The organism is Pseudomonas sp. AFG_SD02_1510_Pfu_092 (genome assembly GCF_003331055.1).
GTDB lineage: Bacteria > Pseudomonadota > Gammaproteobacteria > Pseudomonadales > Pseudomonadaceae > Aquipseudomonas.
The window spans coordinates 1-25,117 of the sequence record NZ_PUQD01000026.1 but is presented as its reverse complement, the minus strand read 5'-3'; the positions used below and the strand labels follow the sequence as shown (position 1 = coordinate 25,117).

The window sequence follows — 25,117 nt, the reverse complement described above, 5'->3', positions numbered from 1 at the left end:
TCTCATAAGCTCCGGGGGTTAAATGGCCACACATACAAACAGCAAAGCTGCCCGCGCCCTGCGCCCCTGCTTAGCTTTCTAAGAATCCTGAAATTTTTTTGGCTCTAGACTCGCAATAACTCCGATTTTGGGGCAGTGCCTTTTCACTATTTAGGTTATTAGCCGACACGAAAGGATGTCGAAATGACCGCCAACCTAAGCCACATTGAGAAGCAGCTCCTAGACCGATATGGTCCCCTCCTCACGAAGAAACAGCTCGCCGAGCTTCTTCACCGTAGCGAAAAAGGGCTGGATTACACCCTATCCCATCCTTCTGAGAGTGTTTTCGCTGCATCGCTGCACGCAATGAAGCTCCGTCTCGGTCGACTCGTTTATTTCCGCGCTTCAGACGTAGCAGGGCTTATAGCAGGAACTGAATGATGGATTTCAGCTCAAAATCCGAGTCCGGTGAGAAGGGGCGGGAGAGCGACTTTTCCCATACGGCAGACACCATTCCATCTAGCGAAAATGCGCTGACGAAGCGCATTGAGAAGCTTAGTCAGCAAGCTAAACAGAAACGACCGAATGCGGCACGACCAATTCAGGGGGATGAACAGCGCGACGGCCGGCTACGGCAAGCAGCAGAAGTGGATCATTCATCCGCTTGCAAGCAGCTTTCCAAGCTGACTCCAGTGACGGATGAGGGTGTGTCAATTGATTCATTCGACCCAGCGCTAGACTGCAACCGTGCACGCGACAGTCAAACCGTAATGGATGTAGCCGCCTTTCGCCTGTCAAAAACGCAGAAGCGAATCGGAGAGATTCATCGATATGAGCTAAGTGATGGCTACGTAGAGGTCTCTGCAGGGGCACATGGGATGGCCACGGTCTGGGACTACGACATTGTGCTCATGATGGTGTCGCACTTGACGGACTCGATGAATCGCTACCGAAAGGGCAAGGGTGAAAAACCAAGTGAATGGTTCCGAGCGAACCTTAGCGACATTCTTAAATTTACTCGGCGTGGCGACGGCAGCCGTCAAGCCGTGGAGGTGGAAGCAGCGTTAGACCGGCTGCTGACTACCACCCTTAAAATTATTCGAGAGAAAGGCAAAAGTCGTAGAACTGAGGCAGAGGGCTTGATTGCCAAGTACCGCGTGGTCTCTCGAACAGACACTGATAAGATCAATTCCGTGGAGATCAAGGCCCCTGAGTGGTTGTATAACGAGGTGATAACCCTCAAGGTCCCATTGGTGCTTGCCGTGCACCCAGATTATTTTCTGATCAAATCAGGCATTGCCAGGTTCTTATACCGGCAGGCTCGTCGAGCTGCCGGAAAGAAAACATGGACATCATCATTCCAATTGCTCTATGAACGCAGCGGAAGCTTGGGGACACAGAAAAAATTCTTTCAGAACCTCCGATGCATCGTACGAAGCAATAATTTACCCGAGTACGCCCTCACTGAGGAGGAGGGTAAGAGTGGCCCGCTGCTAGTGATGAGGTATCGCCACTACCTGCCCTCCTCACCAAACAGGAAAGGTGCATGACCAATACGACCCAGCTCGATGTCAGCTCTACCAATCAGATCGCCTAAACGGGCAGCGTATACCTCGCTATCAGATACCGTCTATCAGGTACCCATAGACTGGATAATTTCCGTCTATTGGGTACTGGCTTACCGTCTATCAGGTACATCTTCCCGTCTATCAGGTACCTCTCTCCGTCTATCAGGTACCCCCTAAAAGCATAACCCCCTGAATTCATTGATAAAAAAATGGATTCACCTTCCTAAAACACTATTCACTAATAAAACCTCAGCCGCTGTAGCTTGAAACCCTTTACAGTTATCCACAGACTGGGTTGCTAGCTATCGAAATCTATCGCAGCCAAGACTGTTCACCGAAGGTAGGTATCAGTAATTTCCGGGCGAAAATGCCCGAGCTCCTGCGAGACGACTAATCGCGCCTGGCTGGGATTGCCGCTCAGGGCTTGTACCTCTCGGTGACGCTCCTGTGCGTAAGTGTGTCTTAATCCATGGGCACCATTGCTAAACCCTAGCGCGGCCTGACTTGCCCGTGAGAAAGATTGGGACCAGCTCTGTCCACCTGCGAGATCGTAGTAGGATTTATAGTGTATTTTTCGGTCCTTATGGTCGATCGGCACTTGAAGCCGCATGCTTTCTAAACGATTCGCAAGATGCTGAGGCAGGCTGACCTCCCTGATAAGCCCGCCCTTCCCGATCACCGTGTACCTAATTCCTTCTCTAAATTTCTCTTGGGCCGCTGGCCGATTATCCATAGCGCGCTCAGAGGCCAGCCTAATAGTCAACAATTCATGAGCCCTTAAACCTGCTGCAGCTGCAATCTCGGTACTAAACGCATTACGATCGGACTGATGCGCAAGAATACGCCCCAGTTGTTCGGGTGTATAATTACGACTTTTCAGTTGCTGCTGTTTTTCTGCCTTAATGACCGCCAATCGTTGCTTATCATTGAACGAGCCATTCTGCCTCAAAACTGCCTGGAGAGCTTGGCGATCACGATCCAACGTTTTCTGCCCTACAGCTTTCGCACGTTCATAAAGATACGCCTTTGCAGCTCTCGGAGTTAATTGATGAAGCGGCCCCCTACCCGTGATACGAAACCAGTCGGCTGCAAGCTTCAAGCTGCTCTCATAGCTTAGGGAAGTTCCCAGACCGGAGATACGTCCGGAGTTGAACATCGCTTTGCTTAGTCCCTTTGCTTGACCGGCTCCTTTTGCAAATGTTCTCCGCGCCTTGGTAGAGTTTGGCTTGACTTTCTTGCTCACGAATCACCCTGATAATTCTGTAAACGGAGCTAAGGGAGGTTTCGATGCCCTGCGATTTCAGCTCCAATAAGATCTCTCTCGGTTTCAGTTGGGACTGAAAATAGTAGTGCTGAATGACACCCTTATATCGGTCCAAATTTCGAGAATATGACCGGCACTGCAACCTTAAGGCCACTTCCTTTTTATGGCGGGCGTAATCACTGCCAGAGACGGATCTTGAGTGCTCGAGGTTTGCTGCTAGAGAGCGCTTATAGGATCTGGCTATTGTGGCCATGGAAGCCTTTACCTGGTATTTCTCCATAAGCCAGAGCTGAATCATTGAGAGGGTGTAGCGTTGAATGCGCAACGAAAGAATTTCTGCGCTATAGATTGCGATTTTACTACGCATAGGTGAAGTGCCTTGCTGTAAGTTACAGCAACCACTTTAAGCCTTTGAATTCCAGCTGCAACCCAAAAGGGGCGCTCGAAATTCTCTGCCGTGGTTCCGATATCCAATGGATACCTAGCCCCTGTTTTTCAGTGTCGGACTTATCAGGCATCAGATGGATATACCACCGTGCCGATGCGCTTACGCACTCTCACTGTTGCTTCGCTGTCTAAACGACAGAGTTCGAAAGGAATATCCTTTGCCAGGTTTACGCGCCTGGTACAACTCAATTTTCATGTCAGAGTTAGACAGTAGATCCTCAAGCACTGAATCGAAGCAGGTTCAGTGCCTAGCCGGTGGAACACCTTGAGTCTTTGGCCATTCAGATCAAGGTTTACCAGACAGCATCAGACGCATTAGCGGCATCAATGTCTGGTAGGCGAGGCAATGGGCAGCAATGGCTGCCGCGTCGCCCCGCACCACTCACTTAGAATTGAAATGCAATCCATTGGAAGAAGCACGAAATAGCGGCCTCTCTGTGAGCTGAGTTTGCGTAGCAAGCTCGGGGTGCAGTTCGATATTGCTAGCTGGAGCCATGAGGGTCAACACCATTTATGAATTGTCACTTCGATTTTGCATTTAACCGCGGGACGCGGCTCTGTCTGTGGTGTTGAGCGAAGCGAAGCACCCTGACAGAGCCGCGTGCTTCGCACGCTGCAGCGCGTAGAGCGCTGCACGTTCAGCCTAAGCTGAACGGATATCGAGCGGTGCGCTATGTAGCTAAGGTCGATGAATTCTGACGGGGTGTTTTGGCTTGCAGTTTATTTCCATTGCTGCAAAGTAGATCCTTATTCAGTCACAACCTGGGGAAGCTTTAGTGAAGGTGTTCAACTCTGAGATTAGTAGAGAGAGATTGGCTACGCTGGTCATTTTGGTTGTGGGATTCACTGCTTTGGAGAATTACGCTTATGCCAAGCACGGCCTAGCGTGGGCAGGAGTATTTTTCATTGCTGGCGTGACTGCAATAATGGCAGTCGTACCCAAAGAAAACCATTCCACTACCGGGGCTTGAATTATGGGGGATGTCGGCAATTTTGGATGGCTTTTCCAAAGCGGATTAGATGCGATGATTTCTTCGCTTCTATCGATGGGCACAAAACACGCGGAACTGGCAGAAAGTGTCCGCCAGCTTGCGCGCTCGGTTCCTTACCTTTCTCTAACCTGGATTGTTTGGAATTTGGTCCGTGGTAAACCTACCAGCATTCCGGTAGGGGTTTTCATCACGTCGCTTTTCGTGTTTATCGCATTGCAAAAGCAAACCGTGACTTTCCCTGGACGCGCTAGCCTGGAAATGACAAAAGGCCAATCATTCGCGCTAGAAATTATTCTCCCCACCTATGAAAAGCTAGTTCAAGTATATCGAACCAAAGATAACGAGCAATCCGCTCTAATGATCGCCGACCTTACAGAGCGTGAAATCAGCCCTTTCATGGGTAGCGACTTAGCGAAGCTCATGAAGGACTATAAGCAAAACTGTGAGCCAGGCCCTAATGATTCAGCTCAAGTCCCTGATACAACATGGCAAGCTGTAGGTTTAAGAGGCGGCGGTGCACTGGGCGTTCCAGACTCACAAGTTTCAATATTCAGCAGTTCCACTGCCGACAAGCTAGCGGGTTTGAATTTTTCTTGGTTTCCTCAAATTCGACAAGCTATGGCACTAATTGATACTTATAAAGCGGGCGACCGTAGAGAAGCTGGCAAAGCTGCTCTTAAAAGTCTCAGTAAAGACAAGTGGACTACCGGAAAGAGATATTTGCTACCTAGCGAAGCAGGGTGGAAATCTAGATTGTCAGGGGGTGTAGATGAGCCTACTGGCTACCTTAACCCTTGGAAAGTAGAGAATGGATCACTAACTGACCCTGCTTTGTTATCAGAACCAACGAATGTAACAAATCGGTATTTCGTTCCAGATAACTGCTATGAAGCTTATCAAGCGGCGCAAATAGGTGCTGAAGAAGGATATCGTGCGGTAGGAGAGCGCATCCGCCCTTCTAATTTAGCCCCTAACGCAGAGCCTTCAGTTGTAGCTGGCGTTAGGGCCTGGTCAGATATCGTCAACAAAAGCCTAAGCTCAGTTTACTCAGGATCTGACAGTTCAACTTTCGCAGAAAAAGTCCGTGAGAATGCCTCAGAAGCTGTAGGGGCACTCAATGAAACAAAAGGAGCCCTCGCGACACTGGATCTCGCTGCAAAGCTTCCGTGGTTTGTCTATCTAACATCCATGGGTCAGGCTGCGCTCGTTCATATATTTCCGCTGGTGGCCCTATTAGCGTGTGTTTTCGGTATTGAGATACTGCTCTACTGGATCAGACTACTAGTATTTACTTATTTATCACTTTTATTCGCCGAAGGCATCCTCTATTTGGTGGCTAGTCAGTTAGCCAAGATAAGTTTCATACAAGCCGCAACCGCAATTAGCAGTTCCGGTACGCCTTTGGATATCGAGGGCATGAGAGGAGTATTAGCGGGAGGTGCAGGTTTCGTGATTTTGGTGGCGACTTGGGCGGCGGGAGCGCTTCTTAGGGTTCAAACGTTGCCAAAGACCGACGGTGCAAGCAGCTTCACCCAGCTAGGAACCATAGCTGCGTCTGTTGTTGGCTCAGTAACAGGTGGATTGGCAAAAATGACTGCACTCAAGACCACAGGTTTAAAGCAAGAGCTACTCCGAGCAAAAATTCAAAAAATACAAGGCTCCGGAGGACCACCCGGGTCTTCACCGGGCGGCTCCCCGTCTAGTATTCCTAACAACACGCCGGCGGCTTCTCGCCAAAGTCGTGAGTCAGTGGGTCAACGTCTGGCTCGACCAAATACTGCCGATCGCTCGGAAAATCAGCAGAAAAAACGGACGACTCGAGCCGATCGTGCTGAAAAGCGTCGTTCGCTTCTAAATCCCCCGGACAGCCGGTCATGAGAACCCGCACGATTTTTTGGGGAAAGAGGTTCTGGCACGCAAAACCTCGTGATCCGATGCAGGCTCAACCAGTATGAGTGCATTCTCCATGAGCTTTACATTCGATTACTACCTCACCGCAACCTGCTGCGAAACCTGGGATAACCCCATCGACCTGAGGTATCTGTTCGACGGACTCGCCCCGCGGGCGGGACTGGTGTGGGTCATACGTGGGGACCAGTATTTCCTGTCTCCGCAGCTGACTGGGATCGGTGCTTATGAAAGGGATGAATCCGTTCCAATCGAAATTCGGCTTTTTGAGACGCCATCACTGGACACTTTGACCTTGTACCTAGTGACGGCAGAGCTGAATCGGCGAAACGGCTTCGATGACCGGGCCGCTGAAATCCATGAGGTACAGCTGCAAAGCTTGATCAATAAGTTACCCGCAGCGACGGTCTCCTACGTTGGGAGAGCATGAAATGACCTCTTCCCGAGCCGTCGTGGCATGGCTCTTTTCTATCGTCCTTTTGCATCCCCTCGCGGAAGCGCTGTCCCCTTACATCCCGTTTTTCACTCCTCACAAGCTTTACTTGGCCCTCCTGATGCTGTTGACACTGCTCGCGATCTACGTGCAACGCAAGCAGCAAAAAGGGCTCAGAGATGAGTTCTGGTGGGTGTTTTTGGGGCTCACAGTCGCCTTTCTTTTGTCCTGGTACTAATTGGTAGGAGCTGACCTTGCAGCAACGTCAGAAAATTTTTTGGGTATTGGTGGGCTGTGCCCTTGTGTTAACGCCTTGGGGAAAGGTACTGGAACTCGCTTCCACAGATGTGAGCGGTTACTACATCGGTAGCAGCACCGTGAGCTCTGGCTACAAAGTGCTTAGGCTAGACAGCTCGGGGCAAGGGAGGATGTACTCATACGATCCCTTGAAGTTTGGAATTCTAAATTCTTACCCTTTTACGTATTCGTCCAGCTTGCTGAGCATTACCGTCGATTTCGCTGGTGGAAGCCAGACGACTCTCTCCCAAGGCTGGTGGGGGCTGGAAGGACAGCTGCATTGCACGAAAGGCGATTGTGGAGGAATGGCTAACGTCAGTCGAATTGGTGAGAGCGTTGCGGATCTCCCTGAGGGTTTTCAGCGCGCGCTATCAAAAATAATATACTGATACATCAATAATTGTCTATTGACGATTTCCGGCAAAACGATATCATCAATCACGCAGCGCTTCAGAGTAGTAGAAGGGTAAAATCCAAAAAACTCTGCTGCTGGTGACAGGGGGAAGACCTACGGGCTGCCCCCTGCTCCAATTTTGATGTGTGACCTATGTCCTTAATTTTTGAAGCTGACCTACGCCGATACCTAGCCGCTGGGCTTGTTCAAGGTATTTCAGCCCTTCGCAGCAGCGACGGGTGGTCGCTACGTATCCAATTGGGCTCCGAGTTGGCGTCGTTGCGCCGGCAGCGCGGTGGCCAGCGCACATTCAAGAGCCTCGACAAGCTGGCGGTCTTCCTTTCCGAGCTCGGGCTTGAGCAGTTAAATGTCCAGCTTAGGGCTTCAGTTGACGAAGCCTGAGCGAGCTTCTGCCACGCAACCTGACCACAGAGAATGAGCAGCGAGATCATTTCTTGGAGATAGAGTGATGTTGGGAAAAGTAGGTTTCCTCTTCGGCCTCTGTGTTGGGCTAAGCGGTTGCGGCAATGCTTTTGAGGGTAGTTATCGAGCTATGGAGGGCGTAATAGGCCCGCTGGTAGCCATTGACGTGAAGGGCAACAAAGCCACTGTGGTTAAGGTCGACCCCTTTCGCAAGTTGGTCCTAAGTGAACAAACCTGGGAAGCGGTAAGCAACGGTGAAAAGCTTTTACTCACAGATCGAAAAGGAAAGACATTTGCCTTCAACCGCTCGGTTGATGAGAGAGGCTTGGAGTGCCTGAATTGCGGCCTCGGCACAGGCATGCCAAGCTCTTGGCAGCAGTTTGATCCAAACAACTAAATTCAGCAGCAAGCTGAGACATCAATGAACGACGGTTCGCTATCCTATCGCGGTCAGGCCGACTTGACCTTCACCTACTATCAGGCTCCCGGATTGAGTCGGGTGGTTGCAGAGCGTGGTGGAGTCGATCTGGTGTTGAGTCGCATCGGTGTAAATGCACCGCTGTCGGTGTTAATTGATCGGTGCCTAGGGGCAGAGTTGTTCCGACACCCTGGGCCTATTCGCGTAAGTGTGCTGCTGCCTGATGGGCAGCTGTTCGCTGGGGGCATCGCGGCGATTTCGCCTGAGTGTGACTACTTCGAAGTAGCTGCCGCACCATCCAGCGCCCCAGCTCCGATCGTTGACTGGACATTCTAGGAACACCTGGTCACGGAAAATGCTGCCCAGCATTGCTCTGGAGCACTGCGTACGACTCTGAACGTCGATCCTTTGCTGTAAAAAGATGAAGGGGTGCTAGACTCTTCGCGAGGTCTAGCACCCCTAGCCTTGCACCACCATAGCCCTGACCAGTCAAGACTCGACCCTCAGCTGGTCCAGGGCTTTTCATTCTGAGGGCATCGAGGTGGGTGGATTAGCACTCGATGCCCGTGACTCTTCTCCTAGCTATCCGCATACGGCCTCCCCTAGCAGGTCTTCAATCTAGCGTTGCACCACCACAGCCCTGGCCGGTCAAGACTCGACCCTCAGCCAGTCCAGGGCTTTCATTTTTGGGGCGCCGAGGTGGGTGGATTAGCACTCGACGCCCATGACTCTTCTCCTAGCTATCCGCATACGGCCTCCCCTAGCAGGTCTTCACTCTAGCGTTGCACCACCACAGCCCTGGCCGGTCAAGACTCGACCCTCAGCTGGTCCAGGGCTTTCATTTTGAGGGCATCGAGGTGGGTGATTAGCACTCGATGCCCATGACTCTTCTCCTGGCTATCCGCACACGGCCTCCCTTCATAGGTCTTCACTCTAGCGTTGCACCCGATTACTCAGACTCTCCTAGGCGCTAGCCTTAGTTTTCCGGGGCCGTTTGGTCGTGGTGGATGTAGTAGATGGCGGTGGGGGAGCCGAATTCTGCTTAGCGGTTTTTGCGGCAGCAGTTGCAGCCGCTTTTTCTGCCTTTTTAAGCGCTTCCCAATAGGCGTGGAGTGCCTCGATATCGCCATAGGCACCGATTTCTGGCAGTCGCTCAATGAAGCGGCCATACAGGCCATCCTGAACCTTCCCATGATTACGCATCCATTCCACCGCAGCGTTTGGGTTGGTGAGCATCACATAGTGAAATTCGCCGGATGCGCCTGGCTTGGTCATGATGAAATTCAGCTCCCGGAGCTTCTTCATCCGGCGACGCCAAGTGTCCACAGCTCGCTCCCCAAGAAATCCCGCTTCGGCAGCAAACGTGCTAGGGTTCTCGATCATGATGACCGGATGATCGGGCATCCGTGCCCATAGGCAAAACAACACGTGCCCGGCAGGCTGCCCTTTCGAATCGGCGTCAATAATCTGCATTGCAATGGGCAAGGTTCGAGGAATCGTGCTGAAACCATCGTGGGTTTTTCGCGTCCATTTCAGTGCATCGGGAATGTTGGGGAAATGGACCTCCATCAGTTGCTGAGCACGTTCCGCCATTGTTAAGCGGCGTTTTGCTGACTGTTTTGCGTTGGCCATTGTGCAGCCCTTATTCGATTTCTGTTGGGGCCAGTTTCCCGTCATACGTTGATGATGGCAAACCGTCATTTCACGCTCATATCGCGCATCTCGATGCACGCGAATGAACTATACGGCTAGCTAAAATGCTTGATATGAGCATAGTTCAAGTATCTGTATTGCGCGGTTTCGCGCATAGAATGCTTGTAACTTGCTGTTTTTGATGAATTTATTTTTTAATTTCGGTGCTCGCTGTGCTGAATGTACTCGGCGTGCTCGGTGTGCTCGGTGTGCTGAAGGGTGTAGGGTGTGGGAAGAGGGGCGTAGCGAGACGGGCTTGCGCTCATTTTTGCTACGAAAGACCTCGCAGTGGCTCAGTAGCGAACCTTGAAAGTCGGAGAGTCTTCTGGCCGTTGCTGACGGCGGTCGTAGATGCGGGTGGTACTGATGTTGGCATGGCCCAGCCAGGCCTGGACCTTGGCAATGTCGGCTTCATGTTCTAAGGCATTGGTGGCGGCGGTCGCGCGCAGACCATGCACACCCAAACCGGCGACCTCGATGCCAGCGCGTTTCGCATAAACACCTACCAAGGTGTAGATGCCATTGGCAGTGATACCGGCGCCGGTAGAGCGTCCCCGCAGCGGTACAAACAGCGGCCCCTGGGGCTCGAGCAAGTGATGACCGGACTTTTCCAGATAGGCATGAACCCGCTCGGCGGCGACGGGATGCAGCGGCAGGAAACGCAGCTTGCCGCCCTTACCCCAAATCCGCAGGTGTTTGATACCTCGTCGCTCTTGCAGATCGTTTAGCTGTAGCTGCGCACATTCCTCACGACGCAGGCCGTGATACAGCAGCACGGCAAGAATGGCCCGATCACGTAGCCCCTTGAGCGAGTCCGCCGATGGCGCATCCAGCAGCGCTTTCGCCTGGTGGTCCCCCAGAGCCGGTGTCTTCCCTTCATTCGTTTCGATCCTGGGCCTCTTGACCCCATGCACTGGATTGCCACCGGCGACAGCATTGCACTCCAGCAGATGATCGAACAGGCTGGCCAGCGCGGCTAGCTTGCGGCGGATGGTCGCTCCGGCCAGTCCACGCTGCTCGAGCTGAGCACGCCAGGCCAAGACATGTGCCCGGGTGACGGCGCGGAACTCCTCCGCCGCGGCTAAGCCTACGAAGCCGCAGAAGTCTTCAAGGTCACCCTGGTAGGCACGCCGGGTGCGGGGGTTAACGATATTGGCAAACCACTCAACCGCAGCCGGAACCTCAGCCAGGGTCTGAAACTGGGCAGCGGTCAGCCGGCGTTCAGGCAGGATAACAAGCTCCGACATTTACTCTGCCTCCCAGTTTTTCTGGTGGATGTTGCGGCAGCGCTGCACGACTTCTTCCACGCTAGGATGACGCGGTGAGTCGGTGTAGATCTCTTTTCCATAGAAGGGGAGAGCGCCCAGGAAAATTTCCAGTACGGCGTCGACTTCGAGCGAAAGCAGAACCAATGTCTTGAAGGCGTTGGGCACCTGGTCTTTTTCGAATCTGGCCCATCTGTCCCTCATGGCTCGCTCGGCCTTTCCCGCCTCGTCCCACTCCTTGGATTTATGGTGCACCAGTGCATTGCGCGCTTTGATCAGACCTTTAAGGCCATTGACTGCAGGACCTTCCTCCTTAAGGGAACGGCCGCAGATGAGTCGGGGAACAATCATCCACTTACCCAGCAGATCCATCTTGTCCAGGTAGTCGGTGGCCACCTTGTTGCCCAGCTGGATGGCAGCCAGGTCAAAAACAGCCGCCTCGATGGCCATCGCGGAAAAGACGATGGTCTTGATGCCGTTTACGGCTTTTCGTTCCTCGCGGTCCATAGCACCTGTGGGATCGTGAGGCGGGCAAAACAGGGGACTGGGATCCGCTGCTCCGTCAAGAAACAGCGTAAAGGCTTGCTCCGCCATTCTTGCGTAGGTGTCTGCCATGGTATCGACACGGATGTAGGTATCGCGGATCTCGAACGGCTCAGAGCTACTCATAGCGTCCTGCTTCAGAATTGGTGATAACGTATTTTATCACCAATTTTACATCTCAAGATTCCTCTCGACTCCCCTCAGCTCTGGCTCTGAGAATTGAAGCTGTCGCTTAACGACAAAAGCCAAAAGGAAGGGAGCCGCTCCCGGCTCACGTAGTCAGCATGCCGGCCAATACCACTCTTAACCGTGGTTTTCTCACGTCCGACCCGATCAATTGTTCTGCAGACCTGGGCTTTCATCAGCAGGGAATTTCGCGGGCGATCGATGCAACCTGCTGTCATGACTAAAAAAATAGATCGGATATGTGGGCATGCCCTTATGAAGGGCTGGCCCTTTGCCTTATATTCGCTCTCGGCCCGATTGGGCCAAACACGCCCCGTGCGGATGTCTGCACGGGTCAACCCAACCAGCAAGGGAAGTAAACCCATGCGAATCCTAAAACACCCTCTCATTTTCTATCAGGAGTACAAAAAAGGTGATGATCCATGTTAACGATGTAAAGGCAATTCTGGAAAACAACCCTGAAGTTTTCCGGTACCAGCCTGAAGGAACCGCGTTTATCCGTGCCCAAGATTCGGAGCATGACGCTGAGCCCCGCTTCTACAACAAAAAGTCGGATAGCCGCTTCGGCAGCCCCGACCTTCCTGTGGGAGTTCTGTACCTTGGGTTCAGCGACACTGTTGCCGTCGCCGAGGTATTCCAACCGCCGGGGGATGACACCCCGGTGGCGTATGCCAAGCTGGAGCAAAGCTCCTTGCACCAGCTGGTGGCGGTACGGGAATTGAAGCTGATTGACCTGCCGATGTTGGCTAATCTGATGGGTCTCAAGCTGCGCGATGTCGTCCGGGCAAAGGGACAGGGCTCTGAAGGTTATGACCCAACTCGGGCGCTGAGTAAGGCGTGCATGGAATGTGGCTTGGGGGTCGATGGACTTCTGTACACCTCTTCCGTGTATTCGCCGGCCGGCACCCTTGAAGGGTGCAATGCCGCCCTCTTCGACGAAAGGGGCGAGCAGGTTAAACCGGTCAGCCACAAGCCGCTCCTCAAAGAGCGCTTGTCGAACGGTAAGACTGCCGTGAAGCACCTGCAAGACCTGGGCGTAAGCCTGGAGTGAGCAACACCCGACCCCCTCGTAAGAGGGGGGCGGTTTTATCTGCCATGCAGGTACTTATTGTCCCATTCCCGCTTGATGATTCTGCGGGCGACAGGGTCATCCATGAGCGTGTGCATCTCGACGATGTTCTCGGGCTCACCTGGGTTCGAGTAATCGATCTTTGTGATCAGGTGCTGAACAAACAGGTTCATGGACGCTTGGTCTGTGGGCTCGACGCCGAACTCGGAAATCAGCTCGGCGATCACAGACCGGATCTTGTTATCTCTGATCTGGAAGGCTGGGTAGTATTTTCTACCATTGCTTTGGTTTGTGTACACGGCGATCTGGCCAGCCTGGATTCGCTTGCTCAAGGCCTGTTTTGTGATACCCAAAATTCTAACGAGGTCCTTGCTCTCGAGTAGTTCGCATCTCTCTCTGACCCTCACAAAGGCTCTAGCTCGCATTTCAGCTATAGCCTCTTGGTTCTCGATTTCAATGCTTCTCGCCGCTTCAGCCTCAGATCTCGCCAGCTCAGCGAGGGCTTCTCTGTCTGAAAGTCTGAGAGACTTTTCGAGCACCGCCTGCGGCAGCTTTGCGATGAACAGGCGGAAACGTCTGTCGACCGCAGCCTCGATATCTACTCTCGAAGTGGGGGCGGACTCTATAGCAGAGACGGACATAAAACCTCCTAACGACGCGTTGAAGCGGTGATCAATTGGTTACCAATATAGGGTCAACCTGTCGAACCGTCAACCCGTCAACCAAATCTGACGAATAGCCGCCCCATCGTCGGAATTCAGTCGCACAAGCACCCCAAACGGTGTACGGAAATTCACACTTGGGGAAGCGAGTGCGATGCCCCATCACGATTGCCTGGCCGGTCAACGGCGCCCCAACCGGCCTTCCACTGCGAGTGACCCTGTACGCGCGTGTTTCTTGCTCACAGTCACCTCAAGAGATAAATCATCACTAATTCATTCAACAGTAAACGCCGTGCTCCAAACGCTGTAAGTGCTCCATCACGAGCTCGTATCCTTGGAGCTCTGCCAAGAGGCTACAAGGCGAACGACAATCTAGCCCAATTGCCCTTTTGACAAACCAATTTTCCGCTAGGCAGCGATTTCCGAGCACCTCTTCAGCAGATAGCAAGACCCTGCTTCGCCTCCACATGAATACCTGATGCGCTGGACTCCAGCAGCCGCCGAGTAGGTATGCACCAAGCTCAAAATGTCGGGGTTTTGTTGCCATTCCAGCAGTCATCATCATCGACTCAGGCCCTCTGCTCTCGCTACTACCCTATCCGCTTTGGGAAAAATTCATGAGACGCGAATATCCTCGGATTTATCTCCTGGCTTTCAGCACCATGCCCAATGAGCTCGTCTCGGAAGGCCCATGCCATAAACCCGTATGGCGGATCGTGCCCCTCTCCCGAAAGAGAAACAACTGCTTGAAAAGCGAGTGTCCCCCTCCCGCCCCCTGCCAACCGCCAGACTTCTCAGTCAAATTTGGGCGACCCGAATTTAAGCCGATTTATCTCTCGGCACTCATACGCACTCTCACTCTCGGTGCGAGCCGCTAAGAATCCCACCACAGCCCATCACCGATTGCTGCCGGATGACCGCCTTCAGGCCAGGACAGATTTATTTGATAGAGCCAGTGCAGGTGCCTCTACGGGATGCTTCCTCATTCTATATCTCATCACCGGCCATCTGGCTGTAGTGCTGGACGGAGCTCAAAATGCTAGGATCACGGCAATCAAACCGGCAAAAAAAAATTTGGCAAAGGATGAAAGCCCACTGCAACAAGGGCATAAGCTAGGTAGGTAACCGGCAAATGGCATTCACACCTTATATTCCTCAGGACAAAGCTCCAGAGGATCTGCAGGACCAAGTTGTCCAGATCATGCGGCTCGATGCTGCCCTTCACGCGAAGATTCCGAGCCCCTTGCGCGTACCTATGATGAACCTGCTGCGGGTAGTTAACTCCTACTACAGCAATAAGATCGAGGGTAACTCAACGGTGCCGGCAGACATTCTGCGTGCAGAGGACGCCCCTCAGGAGGCAAAAGGTGCTAATGACTTGCAGGAGATCAAGCGCCATATTGAAGCCCAACGCCGGCTTACCAATGACCCTATCGACAAAGTAGAAGTCTGTACAAAAGGTGCAATTTTACGTCTTCACCGCGAGTTTTACGACGGTGTGCCCGAAGAGATGCTGGATATTCAGCTCAACGATCAAGGCGAAACTTTCCGTATGGTCCCGGGAGAATTCCGTCAATTTGGGGTTCGCGTTGGCCAGCATATTCCACCGACTGTCGAGCAGATGCAGTCGCACCTTAACGACTTTGAGCGCCTGTATCGTCTGGACTGGATACATGGCCTTTCTCGCTTCTTCGCCGCTGCAGCTTCACACCACCGCTTGATGTGGATTCACCCGTTCATGGACGGCAACGGCCGCACTGGCCGACTGTTCACAGACCAGTATCTCAAAGCAGCCGGCTTTGGTGGCTACGGGCTATGGTCAATGAGCCGTGGATTCGCTCGCAACGTGGGCACCTACTACGAGATGTTAAGGGCCGCTGACCACCCTCGTAAGGGGGAGTTGGATGGTCGTGGTGAACTCTCGGATAGCGGCCTGTTGCGTTGGACTAGGTTCTTCGCAGAGACGGCATTAGATCAGGTGCAATATTTCAGCGCACAACTCGAACCGGAACAGCTTAACCAACGGATCGACGTGTATTTCGAGATGCGTAGCCGTCGCGCTCTTTTAGACAGTAAAGGCGACGCCCTGCCTGAACTGCGAATTGAGGCCCGTGATGTCTACAAGACGCTGCTTTACTTGGGTGACCAGCAACGTGCCGATATCCAAGCTCGCCTGGGAGTCGGTGAGCGCACGACACGCAGCCTACTGAGCCAAATGGCAAAAGAAGGTTTGATTACGTTAGACGGCCGTAAACCCGTATCTCTAAGCCTTTCCCGTCACTCAATCGAGTTCCTGTTCCCCTATCTGTGGTGACCCAGGCCTGCGCTGAAGCTGATGTGGCTAGACGTTTACGGGACTGTAAATCGAGGAGATAGCTATGCCGGCAAATAGCCGAGATAGAGAAAGCGATATCCTCGCTAAGGGCAAGGCCAGAATCCTAGATACGGGAGATTTTCTGACGTCTGAACAACTGGCTATGCGTTTTTCCAGCCAATCAAAATTCTCCCCATCAGTCCTAGAAGACTGGAAGGATGAGCATCGTATTTTTTCAATCGAGCAGGATGGCCAGGTCCTGTATCCGAGCTACGCATTTTCTATCAATGGTGAATTGCTAGCAGGATTGAAGGATGTACTCATGGTATTGGGTACCACCAAGAGTGGCTGGGGATTTGCTCTCTGGTTTGGGAGCTCCAACAGCTATCTTGGAGGCACTCTACCCCGCGAAGAATTGAGCTCAAATCCAGACGGTGTGCTTTCCGCTGCTGTTAACGAAGCTCATGGCGCTCAACATGGGTAGCCATTACCGTTTGTTAGGGAGACCAATCGGACCGATCTACACACGTTTGCCCACGCTGCTGCACCAGCGAATTTCTTGAGAATCCATACGCTGAGGCCGACTCCCTCGGGAAACTCCACTGCAATGGCTGAGGCCCTCGGCCGCTGTGTTGTGCACCATAGGAGCACACACCACCCCCTGCCCCGCTTGAAGCTTTCCAGCAGATAATGGAGAGTTTCAGCCATGAGGTTCATGAGTCACCGTTGCACGGTCCGCGCAGCGGTTGCTGTTTCATCTGAGAGGAAAAGATGCGTAAAGTTTTCGTGCTGTCCGTTATGGCAGGGATGCTCGGCGGTTGCGCCCTGCCACCCCAACCCCCATCACCTTACGAGGCCTACCTAAAACGCGAAACGGCAGTAGTGCCGCTACGACCTTACGTCGAGTCGACCAAGGTTCCGATTTACAGCGACTCCTCGAAGCTGCTGGATTTCGCCGACAAGATAGGCGGTGGCCAAGGCAAATACGAGACGGATGCGGCGTACCAGCAGCGCGTCTCGGCGCTCAGCCTGTTTTCAGTTATCTCTACGATTCCCGAAAGCAACATCGAATTTGATAAGCAGACAGGAGCCATAAAATTCTCGATGATGCTTCTACCCAGCGATTGCCCGGGCGCCAAGAATTACAGCTACATGGCCCCTGTATGCTATGGGTTGTGGTTACCTGAAGTCCGCAAGGTAATGGATCACTATGAGGGCCAAAACGGTTACGGTGCCAAGGCAGGCGTAGACGTTATCAAAGTGAAGCGGCCGATGCTGGTCCTACCCCCGGTCAAACCGCCTTCTGTGGTGCCTATCGCCCGCCTCAACGGTTCTTTGCACATCACTCCGGAGCAACTGGCCAAAGAGAGAGACAACCTACGACTCGCTATCAACCTCGAATCGGTCCCCCAGCATCTACGGATGACTACCAATTACTCGCAGGCGACAGTCCAAAACCAGCGCGAGCTTCTGATCGACAACTACATTTTCGACATTAAGATCGCGGGGGTGAGCGTGGTGAACATTAAGACCCACCAGGTCTATTCCGACAAATTCGATATCAGCATCCGCTGACCCTCCCAACCCCGTCGGGTCGTGACGCCAGACTAGCGTCATGACCCCTCCTCGGCTAAAGGTCACCGACGGGTTGTCCCGCTGTTCAAAACCGAAGTTGCCCACCTGACTGACTACTGCCTGCAGCATGAGCACTGGTTTTCCATCCAATTGGACAAACCGGTGCTAAAAGCTCTCGGGGCCGCGGAAGTCTTCGCAAAATCAGCATCCATCGATCTGTAAGCTCCTTTTTTGCCCCATTAAGCTAGCTATTGTGCAAACGGATAGTGATTTCGCCTCATTGCTGCAACCAGTGCTTTTAGGGTGCCCCATTGGGAAGTGACAGGGGGATTTTGGGCAGTTTAGAGGTGGCTTATGGGTAGGTTCCAGGCACTCTGTATCAATAGAGCGAGAATCTATTACGCTCTGGGGGGATCATGATCGGGCTAATTCAGGCACTTTTGAGGGCGACAGGGGGTGTTTGTGGTGCTGTAGGGGTGCTTTGCGGGAATTAGAGGTGTCTTCGAAACCCCTGCTTGGGTCAAAAACAGCAAAAATGCTCCCCGAAGCTTGGAAATTTCTTGAGTAGCGCTGGGCTTAAGATGGAATGGCTATTTGCCACCTGGATCCTCGTCTCAGTAACTGCCGCTTTCAGGGATAGGTTCATCGATTTGGACGGGGCACCGATATCCAGTCAACAATAACCGCGTCATCCGTTCTTGTGAGACGGGCCAGCAGCAGCTCGAATCGGCTCAGCTCTATCGGGCCATTAACCAGCTCGACACTCAGCAAATCACCAAGCTCCACGTTCAGGGCTTTGAGGACATCTTGGGGGAGGTCAATAATAACGTCGCCACTACCGTCACCGGGATCCTGGCACTTCACAGTGGTGCTCACTGGCTTGCTCATGGTCATTTCTCCGATTAGGTAAACCCGGTAGGCGGCAATGAAGCATCGACCCCTAACGCTCGAAGCAAGGTGGGCAATAACACTCCAGCAGCTCCAGTCAGCATTATTTCGCCTGCCATATCAAATCCAACGTCTTCAAGATTCACATGGATCACGGTGGCCCCGGCAGCTAGGGCCATGTTAGGAATACCAGCAGCCGGCATGACGACGCCGGAGGTACCTACTGAAATCAGCAAGTCACAGTTTTTCACGAGTCGTACCGCTGACCGCCAGGCGCCTTCCGGTAGGTTCTCCCGGAACCAGACCACTCCAGGACGAAGTTTTCCATTGCATCGGACACAACGAGGCGGCTCGATCAATTGTCCCTCTTCAGGAATCTCCAGCTGGGCTGGCGTTAGCTTCCCGAGCCTGTGGCAGGCGAAGCACTTGACGTCCATCAGACTGCCATGGAGATGAACTACCTGACTGGAGCCGGCGCGTTCATGCAAGTCATCAATGTTCTGGGTGACGACAGATACATCCCACCCGGCATTGCTTAGCTGGGGAATGGCAAGATGGGCCGCGTTGGGTTTCGCTTGGCCAACCTGGTGTCGTCGCCATAGATACCAGCTCCATATGAGAGCTGGGTTTTCTCGAAAGGCAGCCGCTGTTTCGAGACGCTCAGGGTCGTGCTTGGTCCAGAGTCCCGTCAATTTGTCGCGGAACGTGGGTATTCCGCTTTCTGCCGAGATGCCGGCACCCGTGAAAAAAACGACCTTCTTGGATGCGCGCAAGGCTTCGGTAGCTCTTTGCATATTGCTCATCTGCGCACCTTGCTTCCGCTGGACTCACTCGCTTCCAAGCTTCGGTTTTGAATAGAGGTACTCGTACGGAGAAAATCGCCCAGCAGCGCCGAAAAGGAGACTGGCAGTGAAATGCTCCGTAAACGCTATGGCTTCCTTTTGAGCATAACGCTCGTAATGAGCACGCTGTGTCAGAGGCACCCTACCGCGATTCTCGAGGCATACCCTGACCATCTCGGCCAAGATGTAGCCGCGAACGTCATATCGGGCGTCCACTGCTTTGAGCACGGTTGCAAAGCAAGAGTGGTACACGAGCCTCGGGCCATCGGGAATTCCAGGTGTCTGTCGGTCTGTCATTTTCACCTCCTGAAATGTCCTTCAGCGGTACGTTACGTTTGGAGGTAGCTGCAGGCAAGCCCGCTCGATCGCCAGATGCCTACACGTTAAAGGTACGCTAGCGGTACAGTCCCCAGCCGTACCCAATTTGCCAAACCTAGCAAAAACTCCGTAATAACAAGGGCTTGGCCCTGTTGTACCCTGACAGTCCCTAGCCTAGACTTATAAGGCCTCGGGGTGTCATTCGGTGACTCATAATCCTTTGGTCCACGGTTCGAGTCCGTGTGGGCCCACCAGATACGACAAAGCCGCGCGATTGCGCGGCTTTTGCGTTTCCGGCCCCCAGCAAAACTAATGGCCGCTTCAACGTTCACGACACGTCGTAACCAACCTCGACCAATAGACAGTGAGCCGAATAGCCGGCATTATCGGCTCACCTCCTGAGCCGAATAGGCTCGTTAATCGGCTCATCGCTAACCTCATGAACGACCCGCTCTGGATCTGGCAGCAGCCGGACTGGCCACACTTCAACTGGCAAGCCGAAGCGCTTGCACCGCTGCTGCGCGCGTGTAGTCAGGCTCAAGGACGTTTGTTGGGCATGCTCGGCGCGGTGGGGAACTACACCGAAGTGCAGAGCAGCCTGGATGCCCTGTTGCAGAACATCGTCACCTCTTCTGCCATCGAGGGTGAGCAACTGAATGTCGGTTCGGTGCGCTCGTCATTGGCGCGGCGCTTGGGGCTGAACGAAGAAGGCCGCACCACCTCACGCTCCGAAGGCCTTGCAGAACTCATGCTCGATGCCACCCGTTCCCACCAGCAACCGCTGGACGAACGGCGGCTCTTCACCTGGCACCGTTGGTTATTCCCCAGCGATGAGCAGCTTCTGGCTCGGCCGTTACACATCGGCGCACTGCGTGGCGAAGAGCCGATGCAGGTCGTTTCTGGCCGGATGGACCGGCCTACCGTACATTTCGAAGCCCCTCCTCGCGCAGGGCTGGATGAGCAACTGACAGAGTTCCTCGCCTGGTTCGAGCGCAGCCGCAGCGAAACCAGCCTCGACCCTTTTGTTCGCGCCGGCATCGCTCATTTCTGGTTCGTTACCCTGCACCCCTTCGATGACGGCAACGGCCGCCTTACCCGCGCCATCACTGACCTGGCACTGGCCCAGGGCGAGCAGCAGGCCATCCGCTTTTACGCCATGTCCGCGAGCATTCTCGAAGATCGCGCCGGTTACTACCGCATCCTCGAAGCCAGCCAGAAAGGCACCCTGGACATCACCGCCTGGCTGCAATGGTTCCTCGCGACGTTGCTGAAAAGCCTGGAACAAGCCATGGCTCGTATCGACCGTGTACTGGTCAAGGCGCGCTTCTGGCAGGCGCACCGCCACCAGGCGCTGTCGGAGCAGCAGGTCAAAGTGCTCGACCGCCTGCTAGACGGCGGCGAACGTGGCTTTGAAGACGGTATCAACGCCGCCCAGTACCAAGCCGTGGCCAAGGTATCCAAAGCTACCGCGACCCGGCACTTGGGTGATTTGCTGGAAAAGGGCTGCCTCGAGCGACTACCCGGTGGCGGGCGCAGCACACGCTATCAAATACCACGCTGAGCACCCGACCTGCATTCTTCGCATGGATCGTGGACACAGAGCTGATCACCAACGCCGCAAGGGGGTCACTGCCCTTGCCCTGAGCGGCACGGGCTGGCTAGGCTAGCGGGCCAACCGTAGAGACTTGCCATGTCGGACTCCCGCTCCATCACACTGGATGAAATCGATCGCCAGCTGATCGCCCTGCTGCAGATCAACGCGCGCGAAAGCGTCGCCACCCTCGCCCGCCAGCTGGGCATCGCCCGCACCACGGTCAACTCGCGCCTGGAGCGGCTGGAGAAGAACAAGGTCATCTCCGGCTATGGCGTGCGCCTGGGGCAGCGGGTGCTGGGCGGTGGGCTGCAGGCGTATGTGGGGATCAAGGTGCAGCCGCGTTCGGGCAAGGAGGTGGTGCGGCGGCTGAGTGCCATGGGACAGGTGCAGCAATTGTGCGCAGTGAGCGGCGAGTTCGATTATGTAGCCTGGCTGCGTACGGACTCGACCGAACAGCTGGACCAGTTGCTCGACCAGATCGGCAGTGTCGACGGGGTGGAGAAGACCACCACGTCGATCATTCTCAGCAGCAAGGTGGACCGCGGTCAGCCGCTTTGAGTTGGCGGGCGGTCAGGTTTCCTGACCATCGAGCAGGCCTTCCAGAATCGCCGACAGGCTTTCGGCGCAGTGCTGCATTGACCAGACGATGTCACGGCTGCGCTCGGGGGCGTGGTGCTGGGCGTAGTCGGTGGCGACTTGATTGATGCCACGCGCCAGCAGGCAGGCGTGAACCAGGGCGTCGGCTGCATCGATGCCGGGGCGAATGGCGAATAGCGGTGGGTGGCTGGACTCGCAGTTACAGAAGGCTTTTTCGGCGGTGGGTTTGAGTTTTTCGGGTTGGTCAGAATCAGACTTCTTCATGATGCAATTTCCAAATTGAGTCTTGAGGAAACCGCCTACCAACTCCTTCTCACGGGAAATGGGTGGCAGCCATGCACGGTGTGAGAAACCGGCCAACTTGGAAATCCGGCCAGGCGAAAGCCTGCCCGCGCACGGCTGCCATGACATGAGCCTTGGTGCGAAGTTGGCGCATGGGTTCTCACACCCAGTCACCCGAACAGCAGTGACCCGGTGAAGTTAACGATGAGGCGTTTCCCATGCAGCCAGACCGAGGCGATAGCGGTCGTAGGGTAATTCTTTCACTCACGGCTCGGGTGTAGGAATAGGCTGATCATCTCCGATCCAGGGCACTACGCGGTCACTGTGGGAGCGGGTTTACCCGCGAATGCTGCAGTGAATCCACCGACGTATTCGCGGGTGAACCCGCTCCCACAGTGATCGGCGTTTCCCTTTGGGAACTGCACCCGCCTTGCTCGTCACAAAGCACAATTGTTCTTATTTTTTGACGAAACAAACTACATTCAGACAACACTCTGCACCTTAATTACGAACATCCCACTCCCTAAAATGGCCCCCAGGCATCTCCTATACTCAGGCTTCGCTCCCGCGCAGCCCCTCTGGCAAGGTCACTTCATGAACAAGAAAAACCGCCACCCCGCCGACGGCAAAAAGCCGATCACCATCTTCGGCCCTGACTTCCCCTTCGCCTTCGACGACTGGCTGGAACACCCGGCAGGCCTGGGCAGCATCCCGGCCGAGCGGCATGGCGAAGAAGTGGCCATCGTCGGTGCAGGCATCGCCGGCCTGGTAGCGGCTTACGAGCTGATGAAGCTGGGCCTCAAGCCAGTGGTGTACGAAGCCTCCAAGCTCGGCGGCCGCCTGCGCTCGCAAGCCTTCAACGGCACCGACGGGATCATCGCCGAACTGGGCGGCATGCGTTTCCCGGTGTCGTCCACCGCCTTCTACCACTACGTGGACAAGCTGGGCCTGGAGACCAAACCCTTCCCCAACCCGCTGACCCCGGCCTCGGGCAGCACGGTGATCGACCTGGAAGGCCAGACCTACTACGCCGAGAAACCCACCGACCTGCCCAAGCTGTTCCACGAAGTTGCCGACGCCTGGGCCGATGCGCTGGAAAGCGGCGCACAGTTCGCCGACATCCAGCAGGCTATCCGCGACCGTGACGTACCGCGCCTGAAAGAACTGTGGAACAAGCTGGTTCCGCTGTGGGACGACCGCACCTTCTATGACTTCGTCGCCACCTCGCGCTCGTTCGCCAAGCTGAGCTTCCAGCACCGCGAAGTGTTCGGCCAGGTCGGTTTCGGCACCGGTGGCTGGGACTCGGACTTCCCCAACTCGATGCTGGAAATCTTCCGCGTGGTGATGACCAATTGCGACGATCATCAGCACCTGGTGGTCGGCGGCGTGGAACAGGTGCCACAGGGCATCTGGCGCCATGTGCCGGAACGCTGCGTGCACTGGCCGGAGGGCACCAGCCTGAGTGCACTGCACGGCGGCGCGCCGCGTACCGGGGTCAAGCGCATTGCCCGTGCCGCCGATGGCCGCCTGGCAGTCACCGACAACTGGGGCGACACCCGCCACTACGCCGCGGTACTCGCCACCTGCCAGACCTGGCTGCTGACCACGCAGATCGACTGCGAAGAATCGCTGTTCTCGCAAAAGATGTGGATGGCCCTGGACCGTACCCGCTACATGCAGTCGTCGAAAACCTTCGTCATGGTCGACCGGCCGTTCTGGAAGGACAAGGACCCGGAAACCGGCCACGACCTGCTGAGCATGACCCTCACCGACCGCCTCACCCGCGGCACCTACCTGTTCGACAACGGCGACGACAAGCCGGGGGTGATCTGCCTGTCGTACTCGTGGATGAGCGATGCGCTGAAAATGCTGCCGCACCCGGTGGAAAAACGCGTGCAGTTGGCCCTGGACGCGCTGAAAAAGATCTACCCGAAAACCGACATCGCCGGGCACATCATCGGCGACCCGATCACCGTCTCGTGGGAAGCCGACCCGTACTTCCTCGGTGCCTTCAAAGGCGCGCTGCCGGGCCATTACCGCTACAACCAGCGCATGTACGCACACTTCATGCAGCAGGAAATGCCGGCCGAGCAGCGCGGCATCTTCATCGCCGGTGACGATGTGTCGTGGACGCCCGCCTGGGTGGAAGGCGCAGTGCAGACCTCGCTGAATGCGGTGTGGGGTATCATGAACCACTTTGGTGGCCGTACCCACGCGGACAACCCCGGCCCAGGCGATGTGTTCGACGAAATCGGCCCGATCGCCCTGCCGGACTGAGACAAGGAGGCAGCATGCGCATCGCCCTGTTCCAAGGCGCACCCGGGCCACTGGATGTGCCCGGCAACCTGCAACGCTTGCGCCACCAGGCACAACTGGCGGCCGAACGTGGCGCCGGGTTGCTGGTGTGCCCGGAAATGTTCCTGAGCGGTTACAACATCGGCCTGGCCCAGGTCGAACGCCTGGCCGAAGCCGCCGATGGCCCGGCCGCCATGGACGTGGTGGAAATCGCCCAGGCGCACCGCATCGCCATCGTCTACGGCTACCCGGAGCGCGGCGATGATGGCGCGATCTACAACAGCGTGCAGTTGATCGATGCCCATGGCCGCAGCCTGGGCAACTATCGCAAGACCCACCTGTTCGGTGAGCTGGACCGCTTGATGTTCAGTGCAGGCCCCGATCACTTCCCGGTGGTAGAGCTGGATGGCTGGAAGGTCGGCTTGCTGATCTGCTACGACATCGAGTTTCCGGAGAACGCCCGGCGCCTGGCGCTGGACGGTGCCGAACTGATCCTGGTGCCAACCGCGAACATGACGCCCTACGACTTCGTCTGCCAGGTAACCGTGCGCTCGCGGGCGCAGGAGAACCAGTGCTATCTGGTGTATGCCAACTATTGCGGTGCGGAAGACGACATCCACTATTGCGGGCAAAGCAGCATCATCGGCCCGGACGGCAGCTTGCTGGCGATGGCCGGGCGCGACGAGTGCCAGTTGCTGGCGGAGCTGGAGCATGAGCGGGTGGTGCAGGGGCGGGCGGCGTTTCCTTACCTGAGCGATTTGCGTCAGGAGCTGCATCTGCGTAAGGGCTGATGGCCCTTTCGCGGGGGTGGCCCCCCCCCCCGGGGGAGGGCGGGCCCGGGGATGGGGGGGGGGCCCCGGGGGGGCCAAGGG

22 protein-coding genes are annotated in these 25,117 nt (G+C 55.1%); 14 read left to right on the top strand and 8 right to left on the bottom strand.

The genetic code is table 11. From position 1 onward, the window contains the following. Positions 1-183: 183 nt before the first annotated feature. Positions 184-420: a hypothetical protein gene (locus C6A77_RS13245; protein WP_114169872.1), complete on the top strand. Its 237-nt coding sequence runs from the start codon at positions 184-186 to the stop codon at positions 418-420. Then, positions 417-1,529, top strand: coding sequence for a replication initiator protein A (locus C6A77_RS13240; protein WP_241507421.1), 1,113 nt, complete (start codon positions 417-419; stop codon positions 1,527-1,529). The genes C6A77_RS13245 and C6A77_RS13240 overlap by 4 nt, the downstream gene beginning before the upstream one ends. Positions 1,530-1,878: 349 nt before the next feature. Here C6A77_RS13240 and C6A77_RS13235 read toward each other — a convergent pair whose 3' ends face one another. Then, complete coding sequence (locus C6A77_RS13235; protein ID WP_206605919.1) at positions 1,879-2,790, bottom strand: site-specific integrase; 912 nt, start codon at positions 2,788-2,790, stop codon at positions 1,879-1,881. Positions 2,791-4,232: 1,442 nt separating this feature from the next. Between C6A77_RS13235 and C6A77_RS25335 the strand changes: the two genes are divergently transcribed. The 4 genes from C6A77_RS25335 (at position 4,233) to C6A77_RS25330 (ending at position 8,102) form a co-directional block, all read left to right on the top strand. Continuing rightward, entirely contained in the window at positions 4,233-6,128 is a 1,896-nt protein-coding gene (locus C6A77_RS25335) for a hypothetical protein (protein WP_153064663.1), read from the top strand. Positions 6,129-6,201: 73 nt separating this feature from the next. After that, a complete protein-coding gene (locus C6A77_RS13230) occupies positions 6,202-6,588 on the top strand; it encodes a hypothetical protein (RefSeq protein ID WP_114169869.1) in 387 nt (128 codons plus the stop codon). Position 6,589: 1 nt separating this feature from the next. After that, positions 6,590-6,829 carry a hypothetical protein gene (locus tag C6A77_RS13225; protein ID WP_114169868.1) on the top strand — a complete coding sequence of 80 codons (240 nt, stop codon included), beginning with the start codon at positions 6,590-6,592 and terminating at the stop codon, positions 6,827-6,829. 922 nt (positions 6,830-7,751) lie between these two features. Next, positions 7,752-8,102 carry a hypothetical protein gene (locus C6A77_RS25330; protein WP_133295884.1) on the top strand — a complete coding sequence of 117 codons (351 nt, stop codon included), beginning with the start codon at positions 7,752-7,754 and terminating at the stop codon, positions 8,100-8,102. Between the two features lie 984 nt (positions 8,103-9,086). On the opposite strand, the gene C6A77_RS13215 is transcribed toward C6A77_RS25330, so the two are convergent. The 3 genes from C6A77_RS13215 to C6A77_RS13205 form a co-directional block, all read right to left on the bottom strand. After that, on the bottom strand, positions 9,087-9,755 hold the full coding sequence (locus tag C6A77_RS13215) for a hypothetical protein (RefSeq protein ID WP_206605918.1): 669 nt from the start codon (positions 9,753-9,755) through the stop codon (positions 9,087-9,089). Between the two features lie 353 nt (positions 9,756-10,108). Next, the gene (locus C6A77_RS13210; protein ID WP_114169866.1) at positions 10,109-11,062 is read right to left on the bottom strand and encodes a tyrosine-type recombinase/integrase; all 954 of its coding nucleotides are present in this window, start codon (positions 11,060-11,062) and stop codon (positions 10,109-10,111) included. After that, the gene (locus C6A77_RS13205) at positions 11,063-11,749 is read right to left on the bottom strand and encodes a hypothetical protein (protein WP_114169865.1); all 687 of its coding nucleotides are present in this window, start codon (positions 11,747-11,749) and stop codon (positions 11,063-11,065) included. Between the two features lie 475 nt (positions 11,750-12,224). Between C6A77_RS13205 and C6A77_RS13200 the strand changes: the two genes are divergently transcribed. Continuing rightward, entirely contained in the window at positions 12,225-12,860 is a 636-nt protein-coding gene (locus C6A77_RS13200) for an RES family NAD+ phosphorylase (protein ID WP_114169864.1), read from the top strand. Between the two features lie 35 nt (positions 12,861-12,895). On the opposite strand, the gene C6A77_RS13195 is transcribed toward C6A77_RS13200, so the two are convergent. Then, positions 12,896-13,519 carry a hypothetical protein gene (locus tag C6A77_RS13195; protein WP_114169863.1) on the bottom strand — a complete coding sequence of 208 codons (624 nt, stop codon included), beginning with the start codon at positions 13,517-13,519 and terminating at the stop codon, positions 12,896-12,898. A 1,153-nt stretch (positions 13,520-14,672) separates the two neighbouring features. Between C6A77_RS13195 and C6A77_RS13185 the strand changes: the two genes are divergently transcribed. The 3 genes from C6A77_RS13185 to C6A77_RS13180 all read left to right on the top strand — a co-directional run bounded on the left by C6A77_RS13185 (position 14,673) and on the right by C6A77_RS13180 (position 17,429). After that, positions 14,673-15,854, top strand: a complete 1,182-nt coding sequence (locus C6A77_RS13185; RefSeq protein WP_114169861.1) for a Fic family protein — start codon at positions 14,673-14,675, stop codon at positions 15,852-15,854. 64 nt (positions 15,855-15,918) lie between these two features. Next, the gene (locus C6A77_RS25325; protein WP_133295882.1) at positions 15,919-16,338 is read left to right on the top strand and encodes a hypothetical protein; all 420 of its coding nucleotides are present in this window, start codon (positions 15,919-15,921) and stop codon (positions 16,336-16,338) included. Between the two features lie 287 nt (positions 16,339-16,625). Further along, complete coding sequence (locus C6A77_RS13180; RefSeq protein ID WP_114169860.1) at positions 16,626-17,429, top strand: hypothetical protein; 804 nt, start codon at positions 16,626-16,628, stop codon at positions 17,427-17,429. A gap of 642 nt (positions 17,430-18,071) precedes the next feature. Here C6A77_RS13180 and C6A77_RS25990 read toward each other — a convergent pair. After that, positions 18,072-18,317 carry a hypothetical protein gene (locus tag C6A77_RS25990; protein ID WP_241507420.1) on the bottom strand — a complete coding sequence of 82 codons (246 nt, stop codon included), beginning with the start codon at positions 18,315-18,317 and terminating at the stop codon, positions 18,072-18,074. 14 nt (positions 18,318-18,331) lie between these two features. After that, positions 18,332-19,120: an NAD-dependent deacylase gene (locus tag C6A77_RS13170; protein ID WP_114169859.1), complete on the bottom strand. Its 789-nt coding sequence runs from the start codon at positions 19,118-19,120 to the stop codon at positions 18,332-18,334. A 796-nt stretch (positions 19,121-19,916) separates the two neighbouring features. Here C6A77_RS13170 and C6A77_RS13160 point away from each other — a divergent pair. Both C6A77_RS13160 and C6A77_RS13155 read left to right on the top strand, forming a co-directional pair. Beyond that, positions 19,917-21,038: a Fic family protein gene (locus tag C6A77_RS13160; RefSeq protein WP_114169857.1), complete on the top strand. Its 1,122-nt coding sequence runs from the start codon at positions 19,917-19,919 to the stop codon at positions 21,036-21,038. 129 nt (positions 21,039-21,167) lie between these two features. Next, positions 21,168-21,629, top strand: coding sequence for an Lrp/AsnC family transcriptional regulator (locus C6A77_RS13155; RefSeq protein WP_114169856.1), 462 nt, complete (start codon positions 21,168-21,170; stop codon positions 21,627-21,629). Positions 21,630-21,641: 12 nt separating this feature from the next. Here C6A77_RS13155 and C6A77_RS13150 read toward each other — a convergent pair whose 3' ends face one another. Then, positions 21,642-21,932: a hypothetical protein gene (locus tag C6A77_RS13150; protein WP_114169855.1), complete on the bottom strand. Its 291-nt coding sequence runs from the start codon at positions 21,930-21,932 to the stop codon at positions 21,642-21,644. 612 nt (positions 21,933-22,544) lie between these two features. Between C6A77_RS13150 and C6A77_RS13145 the strand changes: the two genes are divergently transcribed. Continuing rightward, positions 22,545-24,227 carry an NAD(P)/FAD-dependent oxidoreductase gene (locus C6A77_RS13145; protein WP_114169854.1) on the top strand — a complete coding sequence of 561 codons (1,683 nt, stop codon included), beginning with the start codon at positions 22,545-22,547 and terminating at the stop codon, positions 24,225-24,227. Between the two features lie 14 nt (positions 24,228-24,241). Continuing rightward, the gene (locus C6A77_RS13140) at positions 24,242-25,036 is read left to right on the top strand and encodes a carbon-nitrogen hydrolase family protein (protein ID WP_114169853.1); all 795 of its coding nucleotides are present in this window, start codon (positions 24,242-24,244) and stop codon (positions 25,034-25,036) included. Positions 25,037-25,117: the final 81 nt, after the last annotated feature.